The sequence below is a fragment of the Streptomyces sp. E-08 genome (genome assembly GCF_049913095.1).
Lineage (GTDB): Bacteria > Actinomycetota > Actinomycetes > Streptomycetales > Streptomycetaceae > Streptomyces.
The window spans coordinates 2,480,542-2,503,510 of record NZ_CP183971.1 but is presented as its reverse complement, the minus strand read 5'-3'; the positions used below and the strand labels follow the sequence as shown (position 1 = coordinate 2,503,510).

General features: G+C 73.3%; 20 protein-coding genes. 12 read left to right on the top strand and 8 right to left on the bottom strand.

Annotation, left to right across the window (positions count from 1 at the left end; genetic code table 11):
* The first annotated feature begins 31 nt into the window (after positions 1–31).
* The 5 genes from ACN9MM_RS11425 to ACN9MM_RS11405 are packed head-to-tail and all read left to right on the top strand — an operon-like array spanning position 32 to position 6,534.
* Complete coding sequence (locus ACN9MM_RS11425) at positions 32–2,122, top strand: hypothetical protein (protein ID WP_426363509.1); 2,091 nt, start codon at positions 32–34, stop codon at positions 2,120–2,122.
* A gap of 27 nt (positions 2,123–2,149) precedes the next feature.
* Complete coding sequence (gene pelF, locus ACN9MM_RS11420) at positions 2,150–3,679, top strand: GT4 family glycosyltransferase PelF (protein WP_426363508.1); 1,530 nt, start codon at positions 2,150–2,152, stop codon at positions 3,677–3,679.
* Positions 3,676–5,121 (top strand): hypothetical protein, encoded by a 1,446-nt coding sequence (locus ACN9MM_RS11415; RefSeq protein ID WP_426363507.1) that lies wholly within the window; start codon positions 3,676–3,678, stop codon positions 5,119–5,121. The genes pelF and ACN9MM_RS11415 overlap by 4 nt, the downstream gene beginning before the upstream one ends.
* Before the next feature lie 7 nt (positions 5,122–5,128).
* Positions 5,129–5,749 carry a spherulation-specific family 4 protein gene (locus ACN9MM_RS11410; protein ID WP_426363506.1) on the top strand — a complete coding sequence of 207 codons (621 nt, stop codon included), beginning with the start codon at positions 5,129–5,131 and terminating at the stop codon, positions 5,747–5,749.
* Positions 5,746–6,534, top strand: coding sequence for an endo alpha-1,4 polygalactosaminidase (locus ACN9MM_RS11405; protein ID WP_426363505.1), 789 nt, complete (start codon positions 5,746–5,748; stop codon positions 6,532–6,534). The genes ACN9MM_RS11410 and ACN9MM_RS11405 overlap by 4 nt, the downstream gene beginning before the upstream one ends.
* Before the next feature lie 172 nt (positions 6,535–6,706).
* On the opposite strand, the gene cobS is transcribed toward ACN9MM_RS11405, so the two are convergent.
* A complete protein-coding gene (gene cobS, locus ACN9MM_RS11400; RefSeq protein WP_426363504.1) occupies positions 6,707–7,471 on the bottom strand; it encodes an adenosylcobinamide-GDP ribazoletransferase in 765 nt (254 codons plus the stop codon).
* Positions 7,472–7,538: 67 nt separating this feature from the next.
* Here cobS and ACN9MM_RS11395 point away from each other — a divergent pair, with 67 nt between their 5' ends.
* Positions 7,539–8,306, top strand: coding sequence for a hypothetical protein (locus ACN9MM_RS11395; protein ID WP_426363503.1), 768 nt, complete (start codon positions 7,539–7,541; stop codon positions 8,304–8,306).
* On the opposite strand, the gene ACN9MM_RS11390 is transcribed toward ACN9MM_RS11395, so the two are convergent.
* From ACN9MM_RS11390 to ACN9MM_RS11375, 4 genes are all read right to left on the bottom strand, one after another.
* Positions 8,243–8,956, bottom strand: a complete 714-nt coding sequence (locus tag ACN9MM_RS11390; RefSeq protein ID WP_426363502.1) for a hypothetical protein — start codon at positions 8,954–8,956, stop codon at positions 8,243–8,245. The two genes, ACN9MM_RS11395 and ACN9MM_RS11390, sit on opposite strands and share 64 nt — an antisense overlap.
* A complete protein-coding gene (locus tag ACN9MM_RS11385) occupies positions 8,953–10,731 on the bottom strand; it encodes a phosphatidylglycerol lysyltransferase domain-containing protein (protein ID WP_426363501.1) in 1,779 nt (592 codons plus the stop codon). The genes ACN9MM_RS11390 and ACN9MM_RS11385 overlap by 4 nt, the downstream gene beginning before the upstream one ends.
* 105 nt (positions 10,732–10,836) lie before the next feature.
* On the bottom strand, positions 10,837–11,913 hold the full coding sequence (cobT, locus tag ACN9MM_RS11380) for a nicotinate-nucleotide--dimethylbenzimidazole phosphoribosyltransferase (RefSeq protein ID WP_426363500.1): 1,077 nt from the start codon (positions 11,911–11,913) through the stop codon (positions 10,837–10,839).
* Positions 11,914–11,960: 47 nt separating this feature from the next.
* The gene (locus ACN9MM_RS11375) at positions 11,961–13,163 is read right to left on the bottom strand and encodes a bifunctional adenosylcobinamide kinase/adenosylcobinamide-phosphate guanylyltransferase (protein WP_426363499.1); all 1,203 of its coding nucleotides are present in this window, start codon (positions 13,161–13,163) and stop codon (positions 11,961–11,963) included.
* Between the two features lie 91 nt (positions 13,164–13,254).
* Here ACN9MM_RS11375 and ACN9MM_RS11370 point away from each other — a divergent pair, with 91 nt between their 5' ends.
* On the top strand, positions 13,255–13,461 hold the full coding sequence (locus ACN9MM_RS11370; protein ID WP_319308805.1) for a hypothetical protein: 207 nt from the start codon (positions 13,255–13,257) through the stop codon (positions 13,459–13,461).
* 140 nt (positions 13,462–13,601) lie between these two features.
* On the opposite strand, the gene ACN9MM_RS11365 is transcribed toward ACN9MM_RS11370, so the two are convergent.
* The 3 genes from ACN9MM_RS11365 to ACN9MM_RS11355 all read right to left on the bottom strand — a co-directional run bounded on the left by ACN9MM_RS11365 (position 13,602) and on the right by ACN9MM_RS11355 (position 16,211).
* On the bottom strand, positions 13,602–14,675 hold the full coding sequence (locus tag ACN9MM_RS11365; RefSeq protein ID WP_426363498.1) for a S1C family serine protease: 1,074 nt from the start codon (positions 14,673–14,675) through the stop codon (positions 13,602–13,604).
* Between the two features lie 82 nt (positions 14,676–14,757).
* Positions 14,758–15,534, bottom strand: a complete 777-nt coding sequence (locus ACN9MM_RS11360; RefSeq protein WP_383670189.1) for a class I SAM-dependent methyltransferase — start codon at positions 15,532–15,534, stop codon at positions 14,758–14,760.
* A gap of 71 nt (positions 15,535–15,605) precedes the next feature.
* Entirely contained in the window at positions 15,606–16,211 is a 606-nt protein-coding gene (locus tag ACN9MM_RS11355; RefSeq protein WP_426363497.1) for a DUF3043 domain-containing protein, read from the bottom strand.
* A gap of 273 nt (positions 16,212–16,484) precedes the next feature.
* Here ACN9MM_RS11355 and ACN9MM_RS11350 point away from each other — a divergent pair, with 273 nt between their 5' ends.
* The 5 genes from ACN9MM_RS11350 (at position 16,485) to ACN9MM_RS11330 (ending at position 22,937) form a co-directional block, all read left to right on the top strand.
* A complete protein-coding gene (locus ACN9MM_RS11350) occupies positions 16,485–17,282 on the top strand; it encodes a PspA/IM30 family protein (RefSeq protein WP_426363496.1) in 798 nt (265 codons plus the stop codon).
* A gap of 19 nt (positions 17,283–17,301) precedes the next feature.
* Positions 17,302–17,580: a PspA-associated protein PspAA gene (gene pspAA / locus ACN9MM_RS11345; protein WP_426363495.1), complete on the top strand. Its 279-nt coding sequence runs from the start codon at positions 17,302–17,304 to the stop codon at positions 17,578–17,580.
* Between the two features lie 132 nt (positions 17,581–17,712).
* Positions 17,713–18,984, top strand: coding sequence for a sensor histidine kinase (locus ACN9MM_RS11340; RefSeq protein WP_426363494.1), 1,272 nt, complete (start codon positions 17,713–17,715; stop codon positions 18,982–18,984).
* Positions 18,981–19,670, top strand: coding sequence for a response regulator (locus tag ACN9MM_RS11335; protein WP_426363493.1), 690 nt, complete (start codon positions 18,981–18,983; stop codon positions 19,668–19,670). The genes ACN9MM_RS11340 and ACN9MM_RS11335 overlap by 4 nt, the downstream gene beginning before the upstream one ends.
* A 144-nt stretch (positions 19,671–19,814) precedes the next feature.
* Positions 19,815–22,937 carry an efflux RND transporter permease subunit gene (locus ACN9MM_RS11330; RefSeq protein WP_426363492.1) on the top strand — a complete coding sequence of 1,041 codons (3,123 nt, stop codon included), beginning with the start codon at positions 19,815–19,817 and terminating at the stop codon, positions 22,935–22,937.
* Positions 22,938–22,969 lie beyond the last annotated feature (32 nt).

Here is a 22,969-nt window from a genome sequence, read left to right as displayed (position 1 = left end):
GCGCGGGCCACGTCGAGGGGGGACACCAGCCATGGACTCCGGCCGAATCCGTACGCCCAGAACCGCGCCGCGCACCGCCGCCGGCGGCCGCACCGCGCCCCGTACGGGCAGGATCGCGGCCCTCGCCGCCGCCGCGCTGCTCGCCACGGTCGTCCCGTCCGCGCAGGCGGTCGCCGCCACGGCGCCCCGCGTGGACCTCACCGTCCTCGTCGTCGACGACGGCGGCAGCGCGGTCGGGGCGATCGCCGCCGAGCTGAAGGGCTCCGGCGTCCCGTACCGCAGGATCGACCTGAACGACCCGAACCGGCCGGTCCTCGACACGGCCTTCCTCAGCGACACGGTCGACGGGCGCCCCCGCGCCCGGTACCAGGGCGTCGTCCTGCCCCACGAGAGCGCCTTCGGCCCCGACTCCGCCGAGGCCGCCGCCCTCCACACGTACGAGCGGACCTTCGGGATCCCGCAGGTCGACGCCTACACCTGGTCGCACCCCGGCGTCGGCCTCGACTACACCGACCAGGGCGGCTGGTCCGGCGTCCTCGACGGCGTGACGGCCGGTGTCACCGCCGCCGGGCGGACGGGCCCCTTCCGGTACCTCGCCGGTGCGCTGACCTTCGAGGACAACGACCCCTCGATCGGCGAGAGTTACGGCTACGCGGGCCGCCCCCGCGCCGGCTACACCAGCTACCTCGACGTGCCCGCCGCCGACGGCGGCCGGGCCAGCCTCGTCGGCGAGTACGCCGCCGACGGGCGCCGCGAACTCGTCGTCACCTTCGCCTACAACGCCTACCAGCGGCAGTTCCGGGCGCTCGCCCGCGGCATCGTCGACTGGCTCACCCAGGGCGTCCACCTCGGCCAGAGCCGCAACTACCTCTCCGTCCACGTCGACGACGTCTTCGCCCCCGACGCCCGCTGGGACCCCGCGCTCGACTGCACCCCCGGCGACTTCGACTGCGTCGGCGACGACGGCGACGGCGTGAACCCGATCCGCATGACGGCCGCCGACGCCCAGTACGCCGCCGCCTGGCAGAAGTCCTCCGGCTTCACCCTCGACATGGTCTACAACGGCGGCCAGGGCGAGCAGTGGAAGACGGAGCACGGCGGCACCGACCCGCTCACCGACCGGCTCGTCGCCGACCGCGCCCAGTACCGGTGGATCAACCACACCTACACCCACCCCTTCCTCGGCTGCGTCCAGGACAACAGCGTCGTTCCCTGGCGGTGCGCCACGGACACCGCCGGCAAGACCCTCTGGGTCAGCCGCTCCGAGCTCTCCGGCCAGATCCGGAACAACCACAACTGGGCCGTCGGCAAGGGCATCTCCGTCGACCGCTCCGAACTCGTCACCGGCGAGCACTCCGGCCTGAGGACCCTGCCCCAGCAGCCCGCCGACAATCCCAACCTCGCCGGCGCCCTCGCCGACAACGGCGTGAAGTGGACCGGGAGCGACAACTCCCGCGAACCCCAGCAGCGCGCCGTCGGCACCGGCGCCGCGAAGACCGTGCCCCGCCACCCGATGAACGTGTACTACAACGTGGGCACCGCCGCCGAGATGGCCGACGAGTACAACTGGATCTACACCTCCCGCGCCGACGGCGGCAGCGGGATCTGCGAGTCCAACCCGGCCTCCACCTGCCTGCCCGCACCGCTCCCCACGGCCACCGGCTACGCCGACCACATCGTGCCGCAGGAAGCCCGCACCGCCCTCTCCCACGTCCTCGGCAACGACCCCCGGCCGCACTACGTGCACCAGTCCAACCTGGCCGAGGAGCGGCTGCTCTACCCCGTCCTCGACCGCGTACTCGCCGACTACCGGGCCCTGTTCGCGGCGAACACGCCCCTGGTGAACCCGGCCCAGCGGGACGTCGGCACCGAACTGGACCGCCGCGCCACCTGGGACCAGGCCGTCGCCACCGGAAAGGTCACCGCCTACCGCATCGGCACCACGGTCACCGTCAAGGCGCCCTCCGGCGTCACCATGCCCGTCACGGCCCCCGAGGGCACCCGCAAGAACCTCCTGCTCGGCACCACCGCCTTCGGCACCGCCTACGCGGGCACCCGCTCCGCCTGGACCACGCCCGAGCTGCTCCAGACCGCCGTCACACTCACGCTCCCGACCGCCTGACCAGCACGTCCTGGGGGGAATCCGCTCATGCCGAGCAGTGGCCGTCACGTCACCATGCTCACCGAAGGCACCTATCCGCATGTCCACGGCGGCGTCAGCACCTGGTGCGACCAGCTCGTCCGCGGCATGCCCGAGGTCGACTTCGAGATCCTCGCGCTCACCGGCAGCGGCCGCGAGCCCGTCACCTGGGAGCTGCCGCCCAACATCACCCGGCACACCGCCTACCCCCTCTGGGGACCCGCGCAGGGCCCGGCCGTGCGCCGGCCCCTGCGCGGGCGCGAACGCCGCCGCTTCCTCGACGCGTACGAACGCGTCCTGCTCGCCCTCCTCGACCCCGACGCGGGCTGCGACTTCGGCACCGGGCTCTACGAACTCGCCGAACTCGCCCGGCAGGGACGGCTGACCGCCGCCCTCCGCTCCGAGCCGGCCCTGCGCTCCCTGATGTGGATCTGGACCATGCCGCACCTGCCGACGCTCGCCGCCCGGCCCACCGTCCACGACGCGCTCACCGCCACCGACCTGCTGGAACACGCCCTGCGTCCGCTCGCCGCCCGGATATCCACCGGCGGGGTGGCGCACGCCGTCTCCAGCGGCCTCGCCACGCTGCCGGCACTCGCCGCGCAGCACTTCGAAGGGGTGCCCTTCCTGCTCACCGAACACGGCATCTACCTCCGCGAGCGCTACCTCGGCTACCGCACCGAAGCGCAACGCTGGCCCGTCAAGGCCCTCATGCTCGGCTTCTACCGCGAGCTCAACACCCTCGGCTACCGCAAGGCCGACCTCATCACCCCGTGCAACCAGTACAACCGGCGCTGGGAGGAGCGCGGCGGAGCCCCCGCCGACCGCATCCGCACCGTCTACAACGGCGTCGACCCGGCCCTCTTCCCCGAGGCCGGACCCGAACCCGAGACCCCCACCCTCAGCTGGTGCGGCCGCGTCGACCCCATCAAGGACCTGGAGACCCTGATCCGGGCGTACGGGATCTGCCGCGCCGAACTCCCCGCGCTCAGACTCCGGTTGTTCGGCCCGGTCCCGGCCGGCAACGAGGACTACCTCACCCGCCTGGAGAAGCTCACCGCCGAACTCGGCGTGGCCGACGGCGTCTCCTTCGAGGGCCGGATCAGCGACGTCCCCTCGGCCTACGCAGCCGGCAGCGTCGTCATGCTCTCCTCCATCAGCGAGGGCTTCCCCTTCTCCCTCATCGAGGCCATGTCCTGCGGCCGCGCCACCGTCTCCACCGACGTCGGAGGGGTACGGGAGGCCGTGGGCGACACCGGGATCGTCGTCCCGCCCCGCGAACCGGCCGTCATGGCGGCCGCCGTCTCCGCACTCCTCCACGACGGGGCCCGCCGCGCCGAACTCGGCCGCCGCGCCCGGCAGCGGGTCATCGACGAGTTCACCCTGCACCGCTCGGTCGACGGCTTCCGGCGGATCTACCGCGAACTGGCGGGCGCCGGCCCCGCCCCGACCACCCTCACCCCCGCGCCCCTGCGCCTGAGGATCCCCGCCCCGCGCCGCACCTCCCCGGCCCTCGTCCCCGGAGGCACCCCGGCATGAGCGGCTCCCTCTGGCTGAAACCCCCGAAGGCGGAGACCCCGCTCCCGGCGATCCCGCGCCCGCGCGGCGCCGGCCGCGCGGAACGCCCCGCACCCCCGCCCCCCGCCGAGGACGGCCTCGCCGCCGACCCCGTCGACGAACTCGCCCGGCGGCTCGACGGGTTCGTGGCCGTCGCCGTGCACCCCGACGAGATCGCAGCGATCCTCGAGTCCGACGGCATGACCGACGAGCACATCCGGCTCACCTACGGCCGCGCCGACTCCTTCTCCCTCGCCGAGGACCTCTACGCGCGCGTGGAGCGGCGCCACCCCGAACCGGCGGCCCCGCCCGCCGGCGCCTGGTACGGGGAACTCGCCGGCTGTCTGCTGCGCGGACTCGTCTTCGCGCTGCCCGGCCTCGCGTACGTCCTCGCCGCGCCCCTGCTCGCCGGCGCCCACGGCCGGTTCGGACTCCCCGCCGGAACCGTCCCGCTGCTCGCCGGGGCCGTCACCGGCTGGGTGTGGAACCAGGCCCTCTCCCACCGCGCCTACACCTGGCTCGGGCTCGGCGACCGGCCCGCCGCCGCCCGCGCCCTGCTCACCGGCGCCCCGGCCGGCGCCCTCGCCGGGACGGCCGTCGCCCTCGCGACCGCCGGGCCCGGCGAGATCCCGGCCGCCGTCTTCGCCGCCGGACAGTCGCTCTACCTCGCCGCCGCGACCGTGCTCCTGGTCCTCGGCCGCGAACGGGCCCTGCTCTGCGCCCTGCTGCCGCTCACCGGCGCCGTCCCCGCCTTCCGCTGGGACCTGCCGGACGCCCTGCGGGCCGCCCTCCTCCTCGCCTCCCTCGCCGCGTCCGTCGCCTTCGCCGCGCTCGTCCTGCGCCCGGGCGCCCGCCGGGGAGCGGCGGGCCGCGCCGGACCCCCGCGCGCCGCCTCCCTCCCGTACGGCCTCTTCGGCCTCGGCAGCGGCCTGCTCGTCCTCCGGGCCGGCGTGGGCGACACGACGGTGAGCGGGGCGGGGGCGGTCATCGCGCTCACCCTCTCCATGGGGCCCGCCGAATGGCTGCTCCACCGCTTCCGGGACGGCAGCCTCGCCCGGCTGCGGACCCTCACCACCGCCCGAGAGTTCCGCCGGGCGGTCACCGGAACCCTCGTCCTCTGCCTCGGCGGCTACCTCACCGTGCTCCTCGCCCTCGCCCTCGCCGCGGCCCTGGCCTGGCCGGGCGCGCCGTGGCCGACGCTCCCGCACCTGGTCACCCTGCTCCTGATCGGCACCGTGCTCTGGCTCGGGCTGCTGCTCCAGGCCTTCGGCGCGGTGCTCAGCGCCGCCACCGTCTGCCTCCTCGCGGCGGCGGCCCAGACCGTGGAACCGGCCGCGGGCCCGGTGGCCGCCGGGGGAGCGGCGGCGGTGCTCGCGGCCCTGACCTGTGCCCTGCTGGTACGACCGACCGCCCACCGCGCCTAGAGGTGTCATGACCGTCCCTTCCCTCCTGGTGCCGTACTACGAGCACCCGGCCGAGCGGCCCGAGGCCTGGTCGGCGCTCGTCGACGCGGCGCCGTCGCTGTACGGCGTCGTCCTCAACCCGGCGAGCGGCGCCGGCGCGGCGCCCGACCCGGCGTTCGCCGGGGCCGCCGGGCGGCTGCGGGCGGCCGGGGTGCGGGTCCTCGGCTACGTGGACACCGCCTACGGCCGCCGCCCGCACGCCGAGGTCGTCGCCGAACTGGTCCGCCACCGCGACTGGTACGGCGCCGACGGCGCCTTCCTGGACCAGGTGGCGACCGCGCCCGCCGCCCTCGCCCACTACCGCCGCGTCGCGGTCGCCGCCCGGGCCGCCGGGGCCGCCACCCTCGTCTTCAACCACGGCGCCCACCCGGACCCCGGCTACGAGGCCCAGGCCGACCTCCTCGTCACCTTCGAGGGCCCCTGGGACACGTACCGGACGCTCGATCTGCCGGTCGCCGCCCACTACTGCCACCTCGTCTACGCCGCCCCGCCCGGCGTCCGCCCGGCCACCCCGGTGCACTGTGCCGTCCCCGGCACCGGCGCGCACCCCTGGGGCACCCTTCCGCACCTCCTGGAGCCCGCCCGATGAGACGACCGACGGCGCCCCTCGTGGGGCTGCTCCTGCTCGCCACGGCCTGCACGGCGGCGCCCGACCCGGACCCGAAGCCCGTCGCGGACCGCTGGCGCCCGGCCCCCGGCCTCGCCTGGCAGTGGCAGCTCAGCGGCCGGCTGGATCCGGCCGTCGACGTCCCGGTGTACGACATCGACGGCTTCGACCACCCGGCGTCGGCCGTCGCCGACCTCCACCGCCGCGGCCGCAAGGTCGTCTGCTACCTGTCCACCGGCGCCTGGGAGGACTTCCGCCCCGACGCCGGCCGCTTCCCGAAGGCCCTCCTCGGCGAGGGCAACGGCTGGAAGGGCGAGCGCTGGCTCGACATCCGCCGCACCGACCTCCTCGGCCCGCTCATGGCGAAGCGCCTCGACATGTGCCGGGACAAGGGCTTCGACGCCGTCGAACCCGACAACATGGACGGCTACCGGAACCGCACCGGCTTCCCCCTCACCGGCGCCGACCAGCTCCGCTACAACCGCCTCATCGCGACCATGGCCCACGACCGGGGCCTGGCGGTCGGCCTCAAGAACGACCTGGACCAGATCCCGAAGCTGCTCCCGGACTTCGACTTCGCCGTCAACGAGCAGTGCGCGGAGTACGACGAGTGCGGCCGCCTCGCCCCGTTCACGGCGGCGGGCAAGGCCGTCTTCCACGTCGAGTACGGGCTGCCGACGGAGGAGTTCTGCCCGCAGGCCCGGAAGCTGGGCCTCAGCTCGATGCGGAAGCGGTACGAGCTGGACGCGTGGCGGAAGCCCTGCTAGGGCCTGTCGTCACCTTCCCGTCTGCCCCGCGACGCCTGGCACGCGCTCTCGCCGCACCGGGCGAAAGCCCGCGTACGTCCAGTACGCGGACTTCCCCCCCGGCGCACCGAGAGCACGCACCAGACGCCGCAGGGCCGCCCTTCGGGCGACGACGGGAAGGTGACGACAGGCCCTAGCCCAGGGTCAGCGCGACCAGCGCCACCGTCCCCGCCGTCTCCTCCACCGCGCCGAACACATCGCCCGTCACCCCGCCGAAGCGACGCACGCACCGGCGCAGCAGCAGCGCCGCCGCACCGAGCGCCGCGCCGGCCGCCAGGACGTTGCGGACGGCGTCGTACGAGGAGAGGAGGAGGCCCGTCGCGGCGCACAGCACCAGGAACAGGGCGGTCGTGAGGGTCGCGGGCCGTGTCGGGACCGTCTCCGCGACGATCGCCCCGAGGCCCTCGGGCCGGGCCGCGGGGACGCCCTGGCGGGACGCGTGGGTGAGGGCGAGACGGGCCACGGTGGCGGCGAGGACGGCGGCGATCACGCCGTGCGCCCAGCCCTCCCCGTACAGCCGGTACAAGGCGGCGACCTGGGCGAACAGGACGAGGACGAGGGCGATGACGCCGAAGGGCCCGATGTCCGACTGCTTCATGATCCGCAGCGCGTCCTCGGCCGGCTTGGCGCTGCCGAGGCCGTCGGCGGTGTCCGCGAGGCCGTCGAGGTGGAGGCCCCGGGTGAGCAGGGCGGGGACGGCGGTGGTGGCGACGGCCGCGAGCAGCGGACCCGATCCGAGCAGCAGGAGCACGCCTCCGGCCGCGGCGGAGCAGAGCCCGACGACCAGGCCCGCGAGCGGGGCCGAGAGCATGCCGGCGCGCGCCGCGTCCCGGTCCCAGCGGGTGATGCGGGCGGGGAACACGGTGAGGGTCCCGAAGGCGAAACGCAGGCCGTCCATCCGGGCAGGGTAATCGGCGCCACCGGACGGTAGATTGCGCATACCGCGCATATCGGATCGGGGTGGCATGGGTCACTGGTTCTCCCGGAACATCGTCGAGCCGGGCAAGCTCCCGACGCTGCTCGCTCTGACCTCCTTCGTCCTGACATTCCTGGTCACCCGCACCATCACCCGGCTGATCCGGGCGGGGAAGGGCCCCTTCAAGAACGTCTCCACGGGGGGCGTCCACATCCATCACGTCGTGCCCGGCGTGGTCCTCACGGTCCTCGGCGGCTTCGGCGCGGTGGCCAGCGACCGGCACGGCCTCGGAGCGGCGGTCTTCGCGATCGTCTTCGGGATCGGCGCGGGGCTCGTCCTGGACGAGTTCGCGCTCATCCTCCATCTCGACGACGTGTACTGGTCCGAGGACGGCCGCAAGAGCGTCGAGGTGGTCGTGCTCACCACGGCCCTCGTGGGACTGACGCTCAGCGGCTTCTCGCCGCTGGGCGTCAACGACATGACCGCCGAGGAACAGCAGGACCGGGTCACCTTCGTCCTGACCCTCGTGCTCAACTTCGCCCTCATCCTGGTCACGCTGGTGAAGGGGAAGTTCCGGATGGCCGTGTTCGGGGCCCTCGTCCCGTTCGTGGCGATCGTCGGCGCCGTCCGCCTGGCCCGCCCCGGCTCCTGGTGGTCCCGGAAGTTCTACCGGCGCCGCCACCGGGCCAGGGCCCGCTCCCGGATCCGCACGTACCGCCACGACAGGCGCTGGACCAAGGTGCGGCGCCGTCTTCAGGACCTGATCGGCGGCTTCCAGGAGCGGGTGCCCCGACGCGGCTCGACGCCGCCGTCCTGACGGCGCCCGCGCAGCGACTCGACCGCGATCAGGACGAGGACCGCGGCGATCGCCGCGAGGTGCTCCTTGCCCGCCAGGTTCGACTTGATCACCACCTCGACGGCCATCGCCACGACGACGAGACCGGCCGTCCAGTACGCCCGGTAGCGCCAGCAGACGTAGACCGCGAGGCCCACCACCGCGGCCGAGGGCCCCGTGTCGACGACCCGCGCGTCGGAGGCCGGAAGCCCGAACGGGCTGTCAGGACCGAGCGCGATCCCCACGCGCGCGTAGAGCGTGCCGGCCAGGGTGGCCAGGTACGCGACGCCCAGCGTCCGCCACCGCCCGAGGCAGATCTCGGCGATCCCGAACACCAGCAGCACCTGCGCGAGGGCGCCCCACACGGGCAGGTCGAGCGCGGGGACGAACAGCGAGAGCGGGGTCCGCAGCAGCGCGAGCCACAGCGGGTCCTCGGCCCGTACGGAACCGATGTCCTGGACCGGCTGATAGCCCCAGTCCTGGTTCTGCACGAGCTGGAACAGGGCGATGAGACAGACGGCGGCCAGCGTCATCGGGACCGCCCTCCACCTCCTGGTGACGAGCGCCGTCCGCACGGTGGTGAACAGCGGCCCCCACTCCCGGCGGGCGAACTCCCTGACGGCGTGTCTCAACGGCTGCTCTCCAGGTGCCTGCGGTGCAGCCACTTCGGCAGCCCCGGGGCCTCCAGGAAGCCCTCGGCCCGCCCTGCGGCGAGGCCGATGCGCAGCAGGTCCGCACTCTTCTCGAAGAGCATGAATCGGGGCTCCCAGATCGGTCGGTACTTGGCGTTGGCGCGGTACAGCGACTCGATCTGCCACCAGCGGGAGAAGAAGCTGAGCAGCGAACGCCACATGCGCAGCACGGGTCCCGCCCCGAGCTTCGAGCCGCGTTCGAAGACGGAGCGGAACATCGCGAAGTTGAGCGAGACCTGGGTGATCCCGATCTCCTTGGCGCGCTGCAGGAGTTCGATGACCATGAACTCCATCAGGCCGTTCTCGGAGTCCCGGTCCCGGCGCATCAGATCCAGCGAGAGCCCCTTCGGCCCCCAGGGCACGAAGGACAGCACCGCCCGCAGCTCACCGCGCTCGTCCATGCACTCCAGCATCACGCAGCGGCCGTCCCGGGGATCGCCGAGCCGGCCCAGCGCCATCGAGAAACCGCGCTCGGTGGCCCCGTCCCGCCAGTCGTCCGCCTTGCGCAGCAGCTCCGCCATCTCGTCCGCGGGGATGTCCTCGTGGCGCCGGATCCGGACCTCGTACCCGGCCCGCTTCACCCGGTTGAAGGCCTGCCGGACCGTCCGCATGGCCCGGCCGTCCAGGGTGAACTCGTCGGTCTCCACGATCGCCTCGTCGCCCAGCTCCAGGGCGTCCAGACCGTGCCGGGCGTAGATGACCCCGGCCTCCTCGCTCGCGCCCATCACCGCCGGGATCCAGCCGTGTTCGCGCGCCTCGGCGAGCCAGGGCTCGATCGCACCGGGCCAGGCCTCGGGGTCGCCGATCGGATCGCCGGAGGCGAGCGAGACGCCGCCGACCACCCGGTAGGCGATGGCCGCCTTCTCGCTCGGCGACCACACCACGCTCTTCTCGCGCCGCAGCGCGAAGTAGCCCAGCGAGTCGCGGTCGCCCTGCTTGTCGAGCAGGACCCGCAGCCGCTCCTCGTCCTCCTCGGTCAGCGGGTCGACGGCCCGCCGGGAGCGGAACGCGGCGAAGAGCACCGCGAAGAGCAGCAGCGTGGACAGGACGTTGATGGTGACGTCGACCCAGCCGGGGGTGTTGATCCCGGCGAAGCGCGAGTCGTCCGAGGCCAGGGTGATCAGCCTCATCACGCCGTACCGCCAGCGCTCCAGGAAGGTGGAGGAGGTGGTGGACGTGTTGGTGACGGTGACCAGGACGGCCGCGAGCAGCGAGGTGACGAGCAGTCCGCCGACCGCGACGATCGCGGCGAGCCACGGGTTGGAGCGGTCGCCCTTCGCGTAGAACTCCTTGCGGCCGAGCAGCAGCGCGAGGACGAACGCGGCGGTCAGGGCCAGCGAGACCCAGTTCTGGGCGTGCTGCCGGATCTCCGGGAAGAACATCACCAGCGCGAAGAGGAGCAGGAAGAGCCCGCCGAGCACCATGTTGAGGATCCACGCGGCCCGTTTGCGCCGCCGCATGGTGATCGCCAGGAAGAGGGTGAAGACCCCCGAGGCGAAGCCCGCCGTGAGCAGGTACGGGGTGAAGTAGTTGTCCTCGTTGTGGCGGCGCAGGTCCTGCCCGAACGAGACCCAGACGGCGCTCAGGAAATTGATGAACGTGACGACGCGCAGGTACCAGACGGCGAACGCGGCGCTGCGCCGTGAACGGGTGGTGCTGCCCCGGGGGGCGGTGCTCCGGGGTGCTGCTTCGGCAGACAAGCGGACTTCTCCCATGAAAAGCGATCATATGGGGCGGTACCTGCCGTACGGAGACGCCGGAGACGGCCACGCGCGCGTCGCGCGTGACCGCCCCGGAGTCGGCCGTTCCCTTCCGCCCGCTCAGACCTCCGAGCCGCTGTCGGCCTCCGGAGTGGTCGGATCCGGACGCTCGGGCAGCTCCGCGGCGAACGCCGCGGCGGCCTGGACGAGGGGAAGTGCGAGCAATGCCCCTGTTCCCTCACCCACATGGACGCCGTGGTCGAGCAGAGGGTTGAGCGCCATCCGGTCCAGTGCCTTCGCCTGCGCCGGCTCCCCGCTCACCTGACCCGCCAGCCACCAGTCCGGCGCCCGGAACGCCGCCCGCTGCGCCACCAGCGCACAGGCCGCACCCACCACACCGTCCAGGATCACCGGCATCCGCCGCACCGAGGCCTGGAGCAGGAACCCGGTCATCGCCGCCAGATCCGCCCCGCCGACCGCCGCGAGCAGCTCCAGCTGGTCACCGAGCACCGGCCGGGCCCGCCGCAGCGCGTCCCGGATCGCCGCGCACTTGCGCATCCACGCCAGATCGTCGATCCCGGCACCGCCCCGGCCGGTCACCACCGAGGCGTCCGTCCCGCACAGCGCCGCGATCAGCGTGGACGCCGGGGTCGTGCCGCCGACGCTCAGATCCCCGAGCACCACCAGATCGGTGCCCGAGTCCGCCTCCTCGTCGGCGATCGCGATCCCGAGCCGGACCGCCGCCTCGGCCTCCTCGACCGTCAGCGCGTCCGCCACGTCGATCCGGCCGCTGCCGCGCCGCACCCGGTGCCGCACCACCTCGGCCGGCAGCAGCTCCGGATCGCAGTCCAGACCGGCGTCCACGACCCGTACCGGCACCGCCATCGAACGGGCGAGCACCGCCACCGGGCTCGCCCCGTCGAGCACCGCGCGCACCAGCTCGTGCGCCGTGCCCGCCGCGCGGCCCGACACGTCGAGCGAGGCCACCCCGTGGTCGCCCGCGAACAGCACCACCTTCGGCTGCTCGATCGCCCGCACCTTCACCGAGGCCTGGGCCGCGGACAGCCACTCGCCCAGCTCGTCGAGCCGGCCCAGCGCCCCCGGCGGCACGGCCAGCCGCTCCCGGCGCTCCTCGGCATCACGCCGTATCCCGCCGTCGGGGCGCTCGATCAGATCGGAGAAGTCGTCCAGGTTCACGGGTTCCGCCTAGTGACAAGTCGCGAGGTCCATCAGCGATCGGAACCCTACCCGCGCAGCACCAGCGCCTGCCCCGCGACCACCAGGACGACCTCCTCGCACTCGTCCGCGAAGGCCGCGTTCAGCCGGCCCAGCTCGTCCCGGAAGCGCCGCCCCGCCGCCGTGGCCGGCACCACCCCCGACCCGACCTCGTTCGTCACCGCCACGACCGTCCGGCGCGTCGCCCGCACCGCGGCCACCAGCTCCGCCGTCCGCTCCCGCAGCGCCGCCTGCCCGCCGTCCCGCCACCGCTCGTCGTCCCAGGCACCCACCCGGTCCATGGCGTCCGTCAGCCACAGCGACAGACAGTCGACGAGCAGCGCGGGACCGTCCTCCGCGAACAGCGGTACGAGCTCGCAGGTCTCCGCCGTACGCCACGAACCCGGCCGCCGCTCCCGGTGCAGCCCCACCCGCTCCGCCCACTCCGGGTCGCCCTCCCGCGTCCCGCCCGTCGCCACGTACAGCACCTCGGGGAAGGTCTCCAGGCGCCGCTCCGCCTCCACCGACTTCCCCGACCGGGCCCCGCCCGTCACCAGGGTCCGCCGGGGCACGTCCGGCACCTCGTGGTAGTCGCCGACGTACAGCGTCGTCCCGTCCGGCACCGCCCGCGCCCCAGCCGCCGCGAGCCGCCGGTCCAGCTCGGCACCGGCCGGCGCGTCGTGGTCCAGGTGCACCGCGATCACCTCGGTCGCCGGGCCGACCGCTCCTGTCGCCCGCAGCCGGGCGAGCCCGTCCGGACGCCCGGTGACATCGGCCACGACCATGTCGTACGGCGCCAGGTGCTCGTCCGTGATCCCGGCGGGCGCGCCGCCCGGCGGCAGATAGAGCAGCCGCTCGCCGTCGGCCGAGGTCACCTCGTACCCGGTCCCGGGGGAGTCCATCGGCACCGCCCGCACCCGGTGCCCGCTGATCAGCGTCAACTCGCGTCCGTCCGGCACCCGCCCCGCCGTGGGAAGCCCCGCGGGCACCTCCACGGCCGGCCCGTCGTGCGGATGCGTCAGCAGCACCTGGCGCACCCCCACCAGCGAATGCCCCGACCGCGCGGCGGCGAGCGCGGCCCCGGGGGTCAGATCCAGCAGAAGGGCCCCGTCCACGAGCAGCGAGGTCGCGGCCCTCGCCCGCCCCCCACGGGACAGCGCGCACACGGCGCAGGGGCAGTCGGGGCGGGGGAGTCCGAGGGGCGCGCCGGTGCCGAGCAGAGTCAGTTCCACGCTCAGATCCTCCCGCGCCACCGCGAGGCGTGCGCGCCCGGCTACGCTGCGGGCAGGAAACCGATCATCCGGTGAGCGCCAGGAGGCTTGCATGGCATGGACGTGGCGGTTCGAGAAGTCCGACGGCACGGAGGTCGAGCCGGTGGTGACCCCCGAGGAGTTCACCACCCAGGGCGACGCGGAGAGCTGGATCGGGGAGAACTGGCGTGACCTCCTCGGCGGCGGCGCGGACCAGGTGACGCTGTCGGAGGACGGGACGAAGATCTACGGCCCGATGCCCCTGGACGCGGAGGGCTAGAGCCCCGTCGCGGGCGGTGCCCACCCGTCCCTCCCAAGGACTTCGTCCAGGGGGACCCCCATGCGGGACGATCGCCCACACGGCGGTGGGCACCGTCCCGCCAGGGCGCCCGCACGGCGGGTGGGTGCCGGGGCCCGGGGTCACAGCTCGCCCAGGGTGACCTCGGCCTCTCGGGTCGTCGTGCCCCGCACGTACGTCACCGTCACCTTCTCCCCCGGCGTCATCGACGCCAGCGCCTCCGACAGCGACGTGATCGTCGTGATGTCGGTGGCGCCGAGGCGCGTGATCACATCGCCCGGCTTCAGGCCCGCCTTCCCGGCCGCCCCGTCCGCCGGCGCCTCGACGACCGCCACGCCCGCCGGCCGGTAGTCGTCGTCGAGGACCGTACGGCCGGTGATGTTCAGGGCCGCCCGCCCGGAGTCCGTCACCCTGCCGTTCCTGATGATCTGGCCGGCGATCGTCCGCACCGTCGACGCGGGGATCGCGAAGCCGATGCCGGCCGCCGCGCCGCCGCCCAGTTCGGGGTCGGTCGCGGCGAGCGTGGGGATGCCGATGACCTCGCTGTCGAGGTTCACGAGGGCGCCCCCGCTGTTGCCGGGGTTGATCGCCGCCGACGTCTGGACCATGTTCGCGATCGTCGCGCCCGTGCCGCCGTCGGTCCGGCCCTCGCTGACCGTCCGGCCGGTCGCCGAGACGATGCCCTGGGTCACGCTGCCGGACAGGCCCAGCGGGGAGCCCATCGCGAGGACGATCTGCCCCATGTCGACGGTGGCCGAGTTGCCGAACCTCGCTGGCCTCAGCCCTTGCGGGACGCTGTCCAGCTTGATGACCGCGAGGTCCTGTTCGGGGTACGAGGAGACCAGCCGGGCCGTCACGGGCTGCCCGCCGGTGGCGGCCGTGACCTTGAAGGTCTTCTCCTGGCCGATCACGTGCGCGTTGGTGACGATGTGCCCGTTGCCGTCGTAGGCGACCCCGGAGCCGAGGCTGTCGCCCGCCTCGATCTGCACGACGGAGGGAAGGACGTTCCTGATGACGGCCTGGTAGTCGTCCTGGAGCTCGTTGGAGACGAGCGGCGCCGCCGCCTGGGTGGAGCGCTCCGGAGCGCCCGTGTCCCCGCCGGAGGACGAGCGGCCGCCGGCCAGTGCGACGACGCAGGCCCCGGCGGCGAACGCGGCGAGAGGGAGACGGGCGCGTCGGGCACGGGATACGTCCATGTCCGGAGTATCCGGTTCCGCCCCGCTCCGGGCCCGGCGAGCGCACCCGATCAGGGGTGCGCGACCGCCGCCCGCGCCTCCGTCAGCCCCGTACGCCGCACAGGTGAAGCAGCGCCGCTATCCGCCGGTACGGCTCCGTGCGCCCGGCCCGGTCCTCGGCGGCGAGCAGCCGCTCCAGCTCCTCGGCGGCGGGCAGGCCCGCGTCGGCGGGGACGTCGTCCGTGAAGACCCGCACCCCGTACCAGGCGTGCAGCGGCGCGGCGATCCCCGCGAGCGTCGACGTGAGCGCGTCCAGCCGGTCGGCCCGCACCTTCACGCCGTTGTCGTCCGTGTAGACGTCCGAGTCGAAGGCCGAGAGAGCCCCCGACCAGTCCCCGGCGAGCCCCGGCCGCATGGACAGGGCCTCCGCGTTCCGTACCACCAGGGACAGCAGGCCGCCGGGGGCCAGCATCCGGGCCAGGCCGGCGAGCAGCGCGTCGGGCTCGTCCGCGTACATGAGCACGCCGTGGCAGAGGACCACGTCGAAACTGCCGGGCAGGAAGTGCACCCCGGTCTCGCGCCCGTCGCCCTCGATCATCCGGACCCGCTCGCGGATCCCCGCGGGCTCCGTCGCCAGCGACTCACGGGCCGCCTTCAGGAGGTCCGGGTCGGCCTCCAGGCCGGTCACGGTGTGGCCGGCCCGGGCGAGGCGCAGGGCCTGGGTGCCCTGTCCCATGCCCGCGTCGAGGATCCGCAGCCGCTGCCCCACCGGGTAGCGGCCGGTTATCTGCTCGTCGAGCTGACGGGCGACGATCTCCTGCCGGATGGTGTCGCGCAGCCCGCCGGGACCGGCGGGCCAGTGGGCGACGGCCGGCAGCACCGGGGCGCCCGACTCCGACGTGGCCCCGCCGAACGCGCGGCCGCCGGACTCCGGCTCCGAACTGTCGGCGCTCAGGGCCGCTCTCCGCGCTTGACCTGCGGCTTCGGGAGACGCAGTCGGCGCATCTGGAGCGTGCGCATCAGGCCGTAGGCGATGGCACCGCGCTTCGGCTCGTTCGGGAAGCGCTCGTTGAGCTGCTTCCGCAGACGGATCCAGATGCCGATCGAGTCGATGACGATCAGGATGATCACACCGAGCCACAGCAGCAGGGAGATGTTCTGCAGGCCCCGGTTGGCGTTGCCGAACAGCGACAGCACGAGGATCACCACGGCCATCGGCAGGAAGAACTCGGCGATCACGAACCGCGAGTCGACGAAGTCGCGCACGAATCGGCGGACCGGGCCCTTGTCGCGGGCGGGCAGGTAACGCTCGTCGCCGTTGGCCAGCGCCTCGCGCTGCCGGGTCAGGTCCGAGCGGCGTGCCTCGCGCTGGCGCTTGGCGGCCTCCTTGCGGTCGGTCGGCACCGTCGCGGCGCGCCGGCGCTGGGTCTGCGCCTCGCTCCGCTTCGGGGTCGGGCGGCCCTTGGGGGCCTCGGGGTCGCGGGGCTGCTTGGTGGAGAGGTCCGCCGTCACCTTGTCGGTGGGGGCCTTCTCGTCCTTCGAACGGCTACGGAACACAAAACCCAAGGGTACGGGGTGGCGGGCATGAACCCCATGCCGGGCGGGAACGATCCGCTAACGGACTGCGTCTTCGGGCGTACGTACGGAGGACGGGCGCGGTCTCCCCCGAGATCCATCTACTCCCTGCGCGGGAGGGAACACCGCGCGCAGTCGTCCTTGGGGAGGAGCGCATCCCGCTCCGAACAGTGCGGTAATGGAGACAGGGCCCGTACTGTGGATCCTGTTGAAAGAGCTGGAGCCGAGTCCGTCAGAAGGGGGCGCGCGAAGCCCATGAGCGGTGTCATGAAGCGTATGGGGATGATCTTCCGCGCGAAGGCGAACAAGGCCCTTGACCGGGCCGAGGATCCGCGCGAGACGCTCGATTACTCGTACCAGAAGCAACTGGAGCTGCTGCAGAAGGTGCGGCGGGGCGTCGCCGACGTCGCCACCTCCCGCAAGCGGCTCGAACTCCAGCTGAACCAGCTGCAGGGCCAGTCCGCGAAGCTGGAGGACCAGGGCCGCAAGGCGCTGGCGCTCGGCCGCGAGGACCTGGCGCGCGAGGCGCTGTCCCGGCGGGCCGCGCTCCAGCAGCAGGTCAGCGACCTGGAGGTGCAGCACCAGACGCTGCAGGGCGAGGAGGAGAAGCTCACCCTCGCCGCCCAGCGTCTGCAGGCCAAGGTGGACGCCTTCCGCACCAAGAAGGAGACCATCAAGGCCACGTACACGGCGGCCCAGGCGCAGACCCGGATCGCCGAGTCGTTCTCCGGCATCTCGGAGGAGATGAGCGACGTCGGTCTCGCGATCCAGCGGGCCGAGGACAAGACCGCCCAGCTCCAGGCGCGCGCCGGCGCGATCGACGAGCTGCTCGCCTCGGGCGCCCTGGACGACCAGTCCGGGCTCGCGAAGGACGACATCCAGGCGGAGCTGGACCGGCTCTCCGGCGGCACGGACGTCGAGCTGGAACTCCAGCGCATGAAGGCCGAGCTGGCCGGGGGCCCCTCGGCGCAGCAGCAGGCCATCGAGGGCGGTGGCGCGGCCGCGCCGCAGGACCGCGCTCAGCAGCAGTCCCACCCGCGCTTCGAGAAGTAGGCGACAGACAGGACGCGTCATGATCGTACGGATCATGGGGGAGGGCCAGTGGAAGCTGGCCGACAGCCACCTCGTCGAGCTGAACAGGCTGGACGACGAGCTGCTCGAAGAGATGGAGTCGGGGGACGAGGAAGGGTTCCGGCGCACGCTGGGCGCCGTACTCGAAGCCGTCCGCCGGCTCGGCACCCCCCTGCCGGACGACGCGCTGGAGCCGTCGGAACTCATCCTCCCGGCCGGGGACGCCAGCCTGGAGGAGGTCCGGGCGATGCTCTCGGACGACGGACTGATCCCGGGCTGAATCCCCACCCGAAGGATCCCGCCCCCCACAGGGCAGCGGGATCCTTCCTATTTTCCCACCCCGTGCGCCCGCGCCCGGCCCCCGGACCTGGACCTGTCGGGGCGGGCGCCCCGCCCCGTACCGTTGTCCCCCGTGACCCCCTCCGGCCCCGGGCCCGCCACCGGCACCCTCTACAGCCGTCTTCGTGACTGGTTCCGCGCGCATCCGCTCGCCTTCGACGCCACGATCGCCGCCGGCGCGCTCGTCTGCATGATCGCCGGGTCCTTCACCGATCCGCACGGCAGCCCGGACGGGCCGACCTTCGGGGACCGCAGCCCCGGCGCGTGGAGCGTGCTGATCATGGTCCTGGGGGCCGCCGCACTCGTGATGCGCCGGCGCCGCCCCTTCGCCGTGCTCGCCTTCACCGTCGCGATCAGCCTCTTCGAGCTGGTCAACGACAACCGCCCGGCCCCGATCGCGATGGCCGCCGTCGTCGCGCTCTACACGGTCGCCTCGCGCACCGACCGGCCCACCACCTGGCGGGTCGGGCTCGCGACGATGGCCGTGCTGACCGCCGCGGCCATGGCCTTCGGGCCGACCCCCTGGTACGCACAGGAGAACCTCGGCGTCTTCGCCTGGACCGGGATGGCGGCGGCGGCCGGGGACGCCGTCCGCAGCCGCCGGGCCTTCGTCGACGCGATCCGGGAGCGGGCCGAGCGGGCCGAGCGGACCCGTGAGGAGGAGGCCGGACGGCGGGTCGCCGAGGAGCGGCTGAGGATCGCCCGTGACCTCCACGACGTCGTCGCCCACCACATCGCCCTGGTGAACGTCCAGGCCGGCGTCGCCGCCCACGTCATGGACAAGCGCCCCGACCAGGCGAAGGAGGCCCTCGCGCACGTCCGCGAGGCCAGCCGCTCCGCCCTGGACGAGCTGCGCGCCACCGTCGGGCTGCTGCGCCAGTCCGGCGACCCGGAGGCCCCCACCGAGCCCGCGCCGGGCCTCGCCGTCCTCGACGGGCTGCTCGACAGCTTCCGCAAGGCCGGCCTCCCGATCGCCCTGGCCCGCGCCGACGAGGGCCTGACGCTCCCCGCGACCGTCGACCTCGCCGCGTACCGGATCGTGCAGGAGGCCCTGACGAACGTCCGCAAGCACGCCGGTCCGGACGCGAAGGCGGAGGTGAGCATCGTCCGGGTGGGCCGTACGGTCGAGGTCACCGTCCTCGACAACGGCACGCCGAGGACCGACCCGCCGCGGGCCGTCGAGCAGCCCCCCGTCGGCGGCCACGGCCTGCTCGGCATGCGCGAACGGGTCGGCGCCCTCGGCGGCACCCTCACCGCCGCCCCCCGCTACGGCGGCGGCTTCCGCGTCCAGGCGATACTGCCGGTGACCCCCCGCACGGGGGGGACGGGGGAGGACCACGCATGACGATTCGCGTACTGCTCGCCGACGACCAGGCTCTGCTCCGCAGCGCCTTCAAGGTCCTGGTGGACTCCGAGCCCGACATGGAGGTCGTGGGGGAGGCGCCGGACGGCGCCGGGGCGGTCGCGCTCGCCCGCTCCACCCGGCCCGACGTCGTCCTCATGGACATCCGCATGCCGGGCACCGACGGCCTCGCCGCCACCCGGATGATCACCGCCGATCCCGAGCTCGCCGACGTACGGATCGTCATGCTGACCACCTTCGAGGTCGACGAGTACGTCGTGCAGTCGCTGCGCGCCGGCGCCTCCGGCTTCCTCGGCAAGGGGGCCGAACCGGAGGAGCTCCTCGGCGCGATCCGGATCGCGCACGCAGGCGAGGCGCTGCTCTCCCCGGCCGCCACCAAGGGGCTGATCGCCACCTTCCTCGCGCAGGGCCCCGGGGCGGAGACCGCGGGCGCGGGCGGCGGCGCCCGCACCGAGCGGCTCGGCGCGCTCACCGCCCGGGAGCGCGAGGTCCTCGTCCTCGTCGCGGGCGGCCTCTCGAACGACGAGATCGCCGAGCGGCTCGACGTCAGCCCGCTGACCGTGAAGACGCACGTCAACCGGACCATGGCCAAGCTCGGCGCCCGCGACCGGGCCCAGCTGGTGGTCACGGCGTACGAGTCCGGTCTCGTACGCCCCCGGGTGGAGTGAGCGCGTACTCCAGACGCGGTATGCGCGGGATAAGGAAGTGGACCCGGGGGCCGAGGATTTTCGGACGTGGATCGCTGATCGTGTAGGTGGGGGGTGCCGCGGTGTGCCCGCCTGTCGACGCGTACGCCACAGAAGAGAGACCCCATGTCCTGGCTGTCCAGATTCAGCCTCGCGCAACGGGCCCTGATCGGGCTGATGTCCATCGTCGCGATCGTGTTCGGCGCGATCGCGATCCCGCAGCTGAAGCAGCAGTTGTTCCCCTCGATCGAGCTGCCCATGGTCTCGGTCCTCGCCCCCTACCAGGGCGCCTCTCCCGATGTGGTCGAGAAGCAGGTCGTCGAGCCGCTGGAGGACAACCTGAAGGCCGTGGACGGCCTGAAGTCGGTCACCTCCACCGCCTCCGAGGGCATGGCCGTCGTCATGGCCTCCTTCGACTACGGCGACGAGTCGACGAAGCAGCTGGTCGCCGACGTCCAGCAGGCGGTGAACCGGGCCCGCGCCCAGCTGCCCGACTCCGTCGACCCGCAGGTGATCGCCGGTTCGACGGACGACATGCCGACCGTCGTCCTCGCCGCCGCCTCGGACAAGGACCCGCAGGCGCTCGCCGACCAGCTGGAGCGGACCGTCGTGCCCGCCCTGCAGGACATCGAGGGCGTCGGCCAGGTCTCCGTCAGCGGCGTCCAGGACCTCCAGGTCTCCGTCACCCCGGACGAGCGGAAGCTCGCCGAGGCCGGACTGAACACCATGAAGCTCGCCGAGGCCCTCCGCTCCGGCGGCGCCACGATGCCGGCCGGTGCCTTCTCGGAGGCCGGCAAGTCCCGCACGATCCAGGTCGGCGGCGGCTACACCTCGCTGCGGCAGATCGAGGACCTCCGCATCCCGGCGGCCGTCCCCGGCAAGGGCAGGGCGGTCCGGCTCGGCGACGTCGCCACCGTGAAGCAGGAGGAGTCGCCGCGCACCTCCCTCACGCGGACGAACGGCAAGCCCAGCCTCGCCGTCATGGCCACCATGGACAAGGACGGCAGCGCCGTCGCCATCTCCGACGCCGTCGAGGAGAAGCTGCCCGAGCTGCGCCGCGACCTGGGCGCCGGCGCCCAGCTGACCGTGGTCTCCGACCAGGGCCCGGCCGTCGCCAAGGCCGTCTCCGGTCTGACCACGGAGGGCGCGCTCGGCCTCGTGATGGCCGTCCTGGTGATCCTGGTCTTCCTCGCGTCGATCCGCTCGACCCTGGTGACCGCGGTCTCCATCCCGCTCTCGGTCGTCCTCGCGCTCATCGTGCTGTGGACCCGCGACCTCTCGCTGAACATGCTGACGCTCGGCGCGCTCACCATCGCCATCGGCCGGGTCGTCGACGACTCGATCGTGGTCCTGGAGAACATCAAGCGCCACCTGGGCTACGGCGAGGAGCGCGAGACCGCGATCCTCACCGCGGTCCGCGAGGTGGCGGGCGCCGTCACCTCCTCGACGCTCACCACCGTCGCCGTCTTCCTGCCGATCGGTCTGACCGGCGGCATGATCGGCGAGCTGTTCGGCTCGTTCTCGCTGACGGTCACGGCGGCGCTGCTCGCCTCGCTGCTGGTCTCCCTGACCGTGGTCCCCGTGCTCTCGTACTGGTTCCTGCGCGCCCCCAAGGGCACCTCGGAGGACCTGGCGGAGGCGCGCAGGCTGGCCGAGGAGAAGGAGGAGAAGAGCCGCCTCCAGCGCCTGTACGTGCCGGTCCTGCGGTTCGCGACCCGGCGCCGGTTCATGAGCCTGGCCCTCGCGCTCGTCGTCCTGGTCGTCACCTTCGGCATGGCCCCGCTCCTGAAGACGAACTTCTTCGACCAGGGCGAGCAGGAGGTCCTCAACGTCCGGCAGGAGCTGGCGCCCGGCACCAGCCTGAGCGCCTCGGACGAGGCCGCGAAGAAGATCGAGAAGGTCCTCGCGGCGACCGAGGGAGTCAAGGACTACCAGGTCACCGTCGGCTCCTCGGGCTTCATGGCGGCCTTCGGCGGCGGCACCGGCTCCAACCAGGCCTCGTACAAGGTGAGCCTGGACGACTCCGCCTCGTACGAGAAGACCCGTGACGCCATCGACAAGGGCCTCGGCTCCCTCGACGGCATCGGCGACACCACCATCGCCGCGGGCGACGGCTTCGGCTCGGGCGACCTGAGCGTGGTCGTGAAGGCCGCGGACCCGGAGGTCCTCAAGAAGGCCTCCGAGCAGGTCCGGTCCGCGATCGCCGGGATGAAGGACGTCACGGACGTCCAGAGCGACCTCTCGCAGTCCGTCCCGCGGATCTCCGTGAAGGCGAACGCCAAGGCGGCCGACGCCGGCTTCGACACCGCCTCGCTCGGCGCGATCGTCGCCCAGTCCGTCCGGGGCACCCCGGCGGCGAAGGCGATCCTCGACGACAGCGAGCGGGACGTCCTCATCACCTCGGCCCACCCGGCCACCACCCTGGCCGCGCTCAGGGCGCTGCCGCTCGGCCCGGTGAAGCTGGGCGACATCGCCACCGTCGAGCTGGTCCCCGGCCCGGTCTCGATGACCCGGATCGACGGCGCGCGCGCCGCGACGATCACGGCCAAGCCGGTCGGTGACAACACCGGCGCGGTGAGCGCCTCCCTGCAGTCGAAGATCAGCGCGCTCGACCTGCCGGAGGGCGCCACGGCGACCATCGGCGGTGTCTCCGAGGACCAGAACGAGGCCTTCCTCAACCTGTTCCTGGCGATGCTCGCGGCCGTCGCGATCGTCTTCATGCTGCTGGTGGCGACCTTCCGTTCGCTGATCCAGCCGCTGATCCTGCTGGTCTCGATCCCGTTCGCGGCGACCGGCGCGATCGGTCTGCTCGTGGTCACCGGGACGGCGATGGGCGTCCCGGCGATGATCGGCATGCTGATGCTCATCGGCATCGTCGTCACCAACGCGATCGTCCTGATCGACCTGATCAACCAGTACCGGGCGCAGGGCCTGGGCGTCGTCGAGGCGGTGATCGAGGGCGGCCGGCACCGGCTCCGCCCGATCCTGATGACCGCCCTGGCGACGATCTTCGCCCTGCTGCCGATGGCCCTCGGCATCACCGGCGAGGGCGGCTTCATCGCCCAGCCGCTGGCGGTGGTGGTGATCGGCGGCCTGATCACGTCGACGCTGCTGACCCTGCTGCTCGTGCCGACGCTGTACGCGATGGTGGAGCTCCGCAAGGAGCGCCGGAGGCTGAAGAAGGCGGGGAAGGGCGCCGCGGACGCCGTGGACGCCGTCGACAACGTCCTGGACGTCCTGGGCGCCTGATCCGTACGGCATGAGGAAGGGGCGGCCCCCGC

Bases quoted from the DNA above. Each gene is read 5' to 3' on its own strand.
- ACN9MM_RS11425 (WP_426363509.1), top strand. From the start codon at position 32: ATGGACTCCGGCCGAATCCGTACGCCCAGAACCGCGCCGCGCACCGCC.
- pelF (WP_426363508.1), top strand. From the start codon at position 2,150: ATGCCGAGCAGTGGCCGTCACGTCACCATGCTCACCGAAGGCACCTAT.
- ACN9MM_RS11415 (WP_426363507.1), top strand. From the start codon at position 3,676: ATGAGCGGCTCCCTCTGGCTGAAACCCCCGAAGGCGGAGACCCCGCTC.
- ACN9MM_RS11410 (WP_426363506.1), top strand. From the start codon at position 5,129: ATGACCGTCCCTTCCCTCCTGGTGCCGTACTACGAGCACCCGGCCGAG.
- ACN9MM_RS11405 (WP_426363505.1), top strand. From the start codon at position 5,746: ATGAGACGACCGACGGCGCCCCTCGTGGGGCTGCTCCTGCTCGCCACG.
- cobS (WP_426363504.1), bottom strand. From the start codon at position 7,471: ATGGACGGCCTGCGTTTCGCCTTCGGGACCCTCACCGTGTTCCCCGCC.
- ACN9MM_RS11395 (WP_426363503.1), top strand. From the start codon at position 7,539: ATGGGTCACTGGTTCTCCCGGAACATCGTCGAGCCGGGCAAGCTCCCG.
- ACN9MM_RS11385 (WP_426363501.1), bottom strand. From the start codon at position 10,731: ATGGGAGAAGTCCGCTTGTCTGCCGAAGCAGCACCCCGGAGCACCGCC.
- ACN9MM_RS11370 (WP_319308805.1), top strand. From the start codon at position 13,255: ATGGCATGGACGTGGCGGTTCGAGAAGTCCGACGGCACGGAGGTCGAG.
- ACN9MM_RS11365 (WP_426363498.1), bottom strand. From the start codon at position 14,675: ATGGACGTATCCCGTGCCCGACGCGCCCGTCTCCCTCTCGCCGCGTTC.
- ACN9MM_RS11350 (WP_426363496.1), top strand. From the start codon at position 16,485: ATGAGCGGTGTCATGAAGCGTATGGGGATGATCTTCCGCGCGAAGGCG.
- pspAA (WP_426363495.1), top strand. From the start codon at position 17,302: ATGATCGTACGGATCATGGGGGAGGGCCAGTGGAAGCTGGCCGACAGC.
- ACN9MM_RS11335 (WP_426363493.1), top strand. From the start codon at position 18,981: ATGACGATTCGCGTACTGCTCGCCGACGACCAGGCTCTGCTCCGCAGC.
- ACN9MM_RS11330 (WP_426363492.1), top strand. From the start codon at position 19,815: ATGTCCTGGCTGTCCAGATTCAGCCTCGCGCAACGGGCCCTGATCGGG.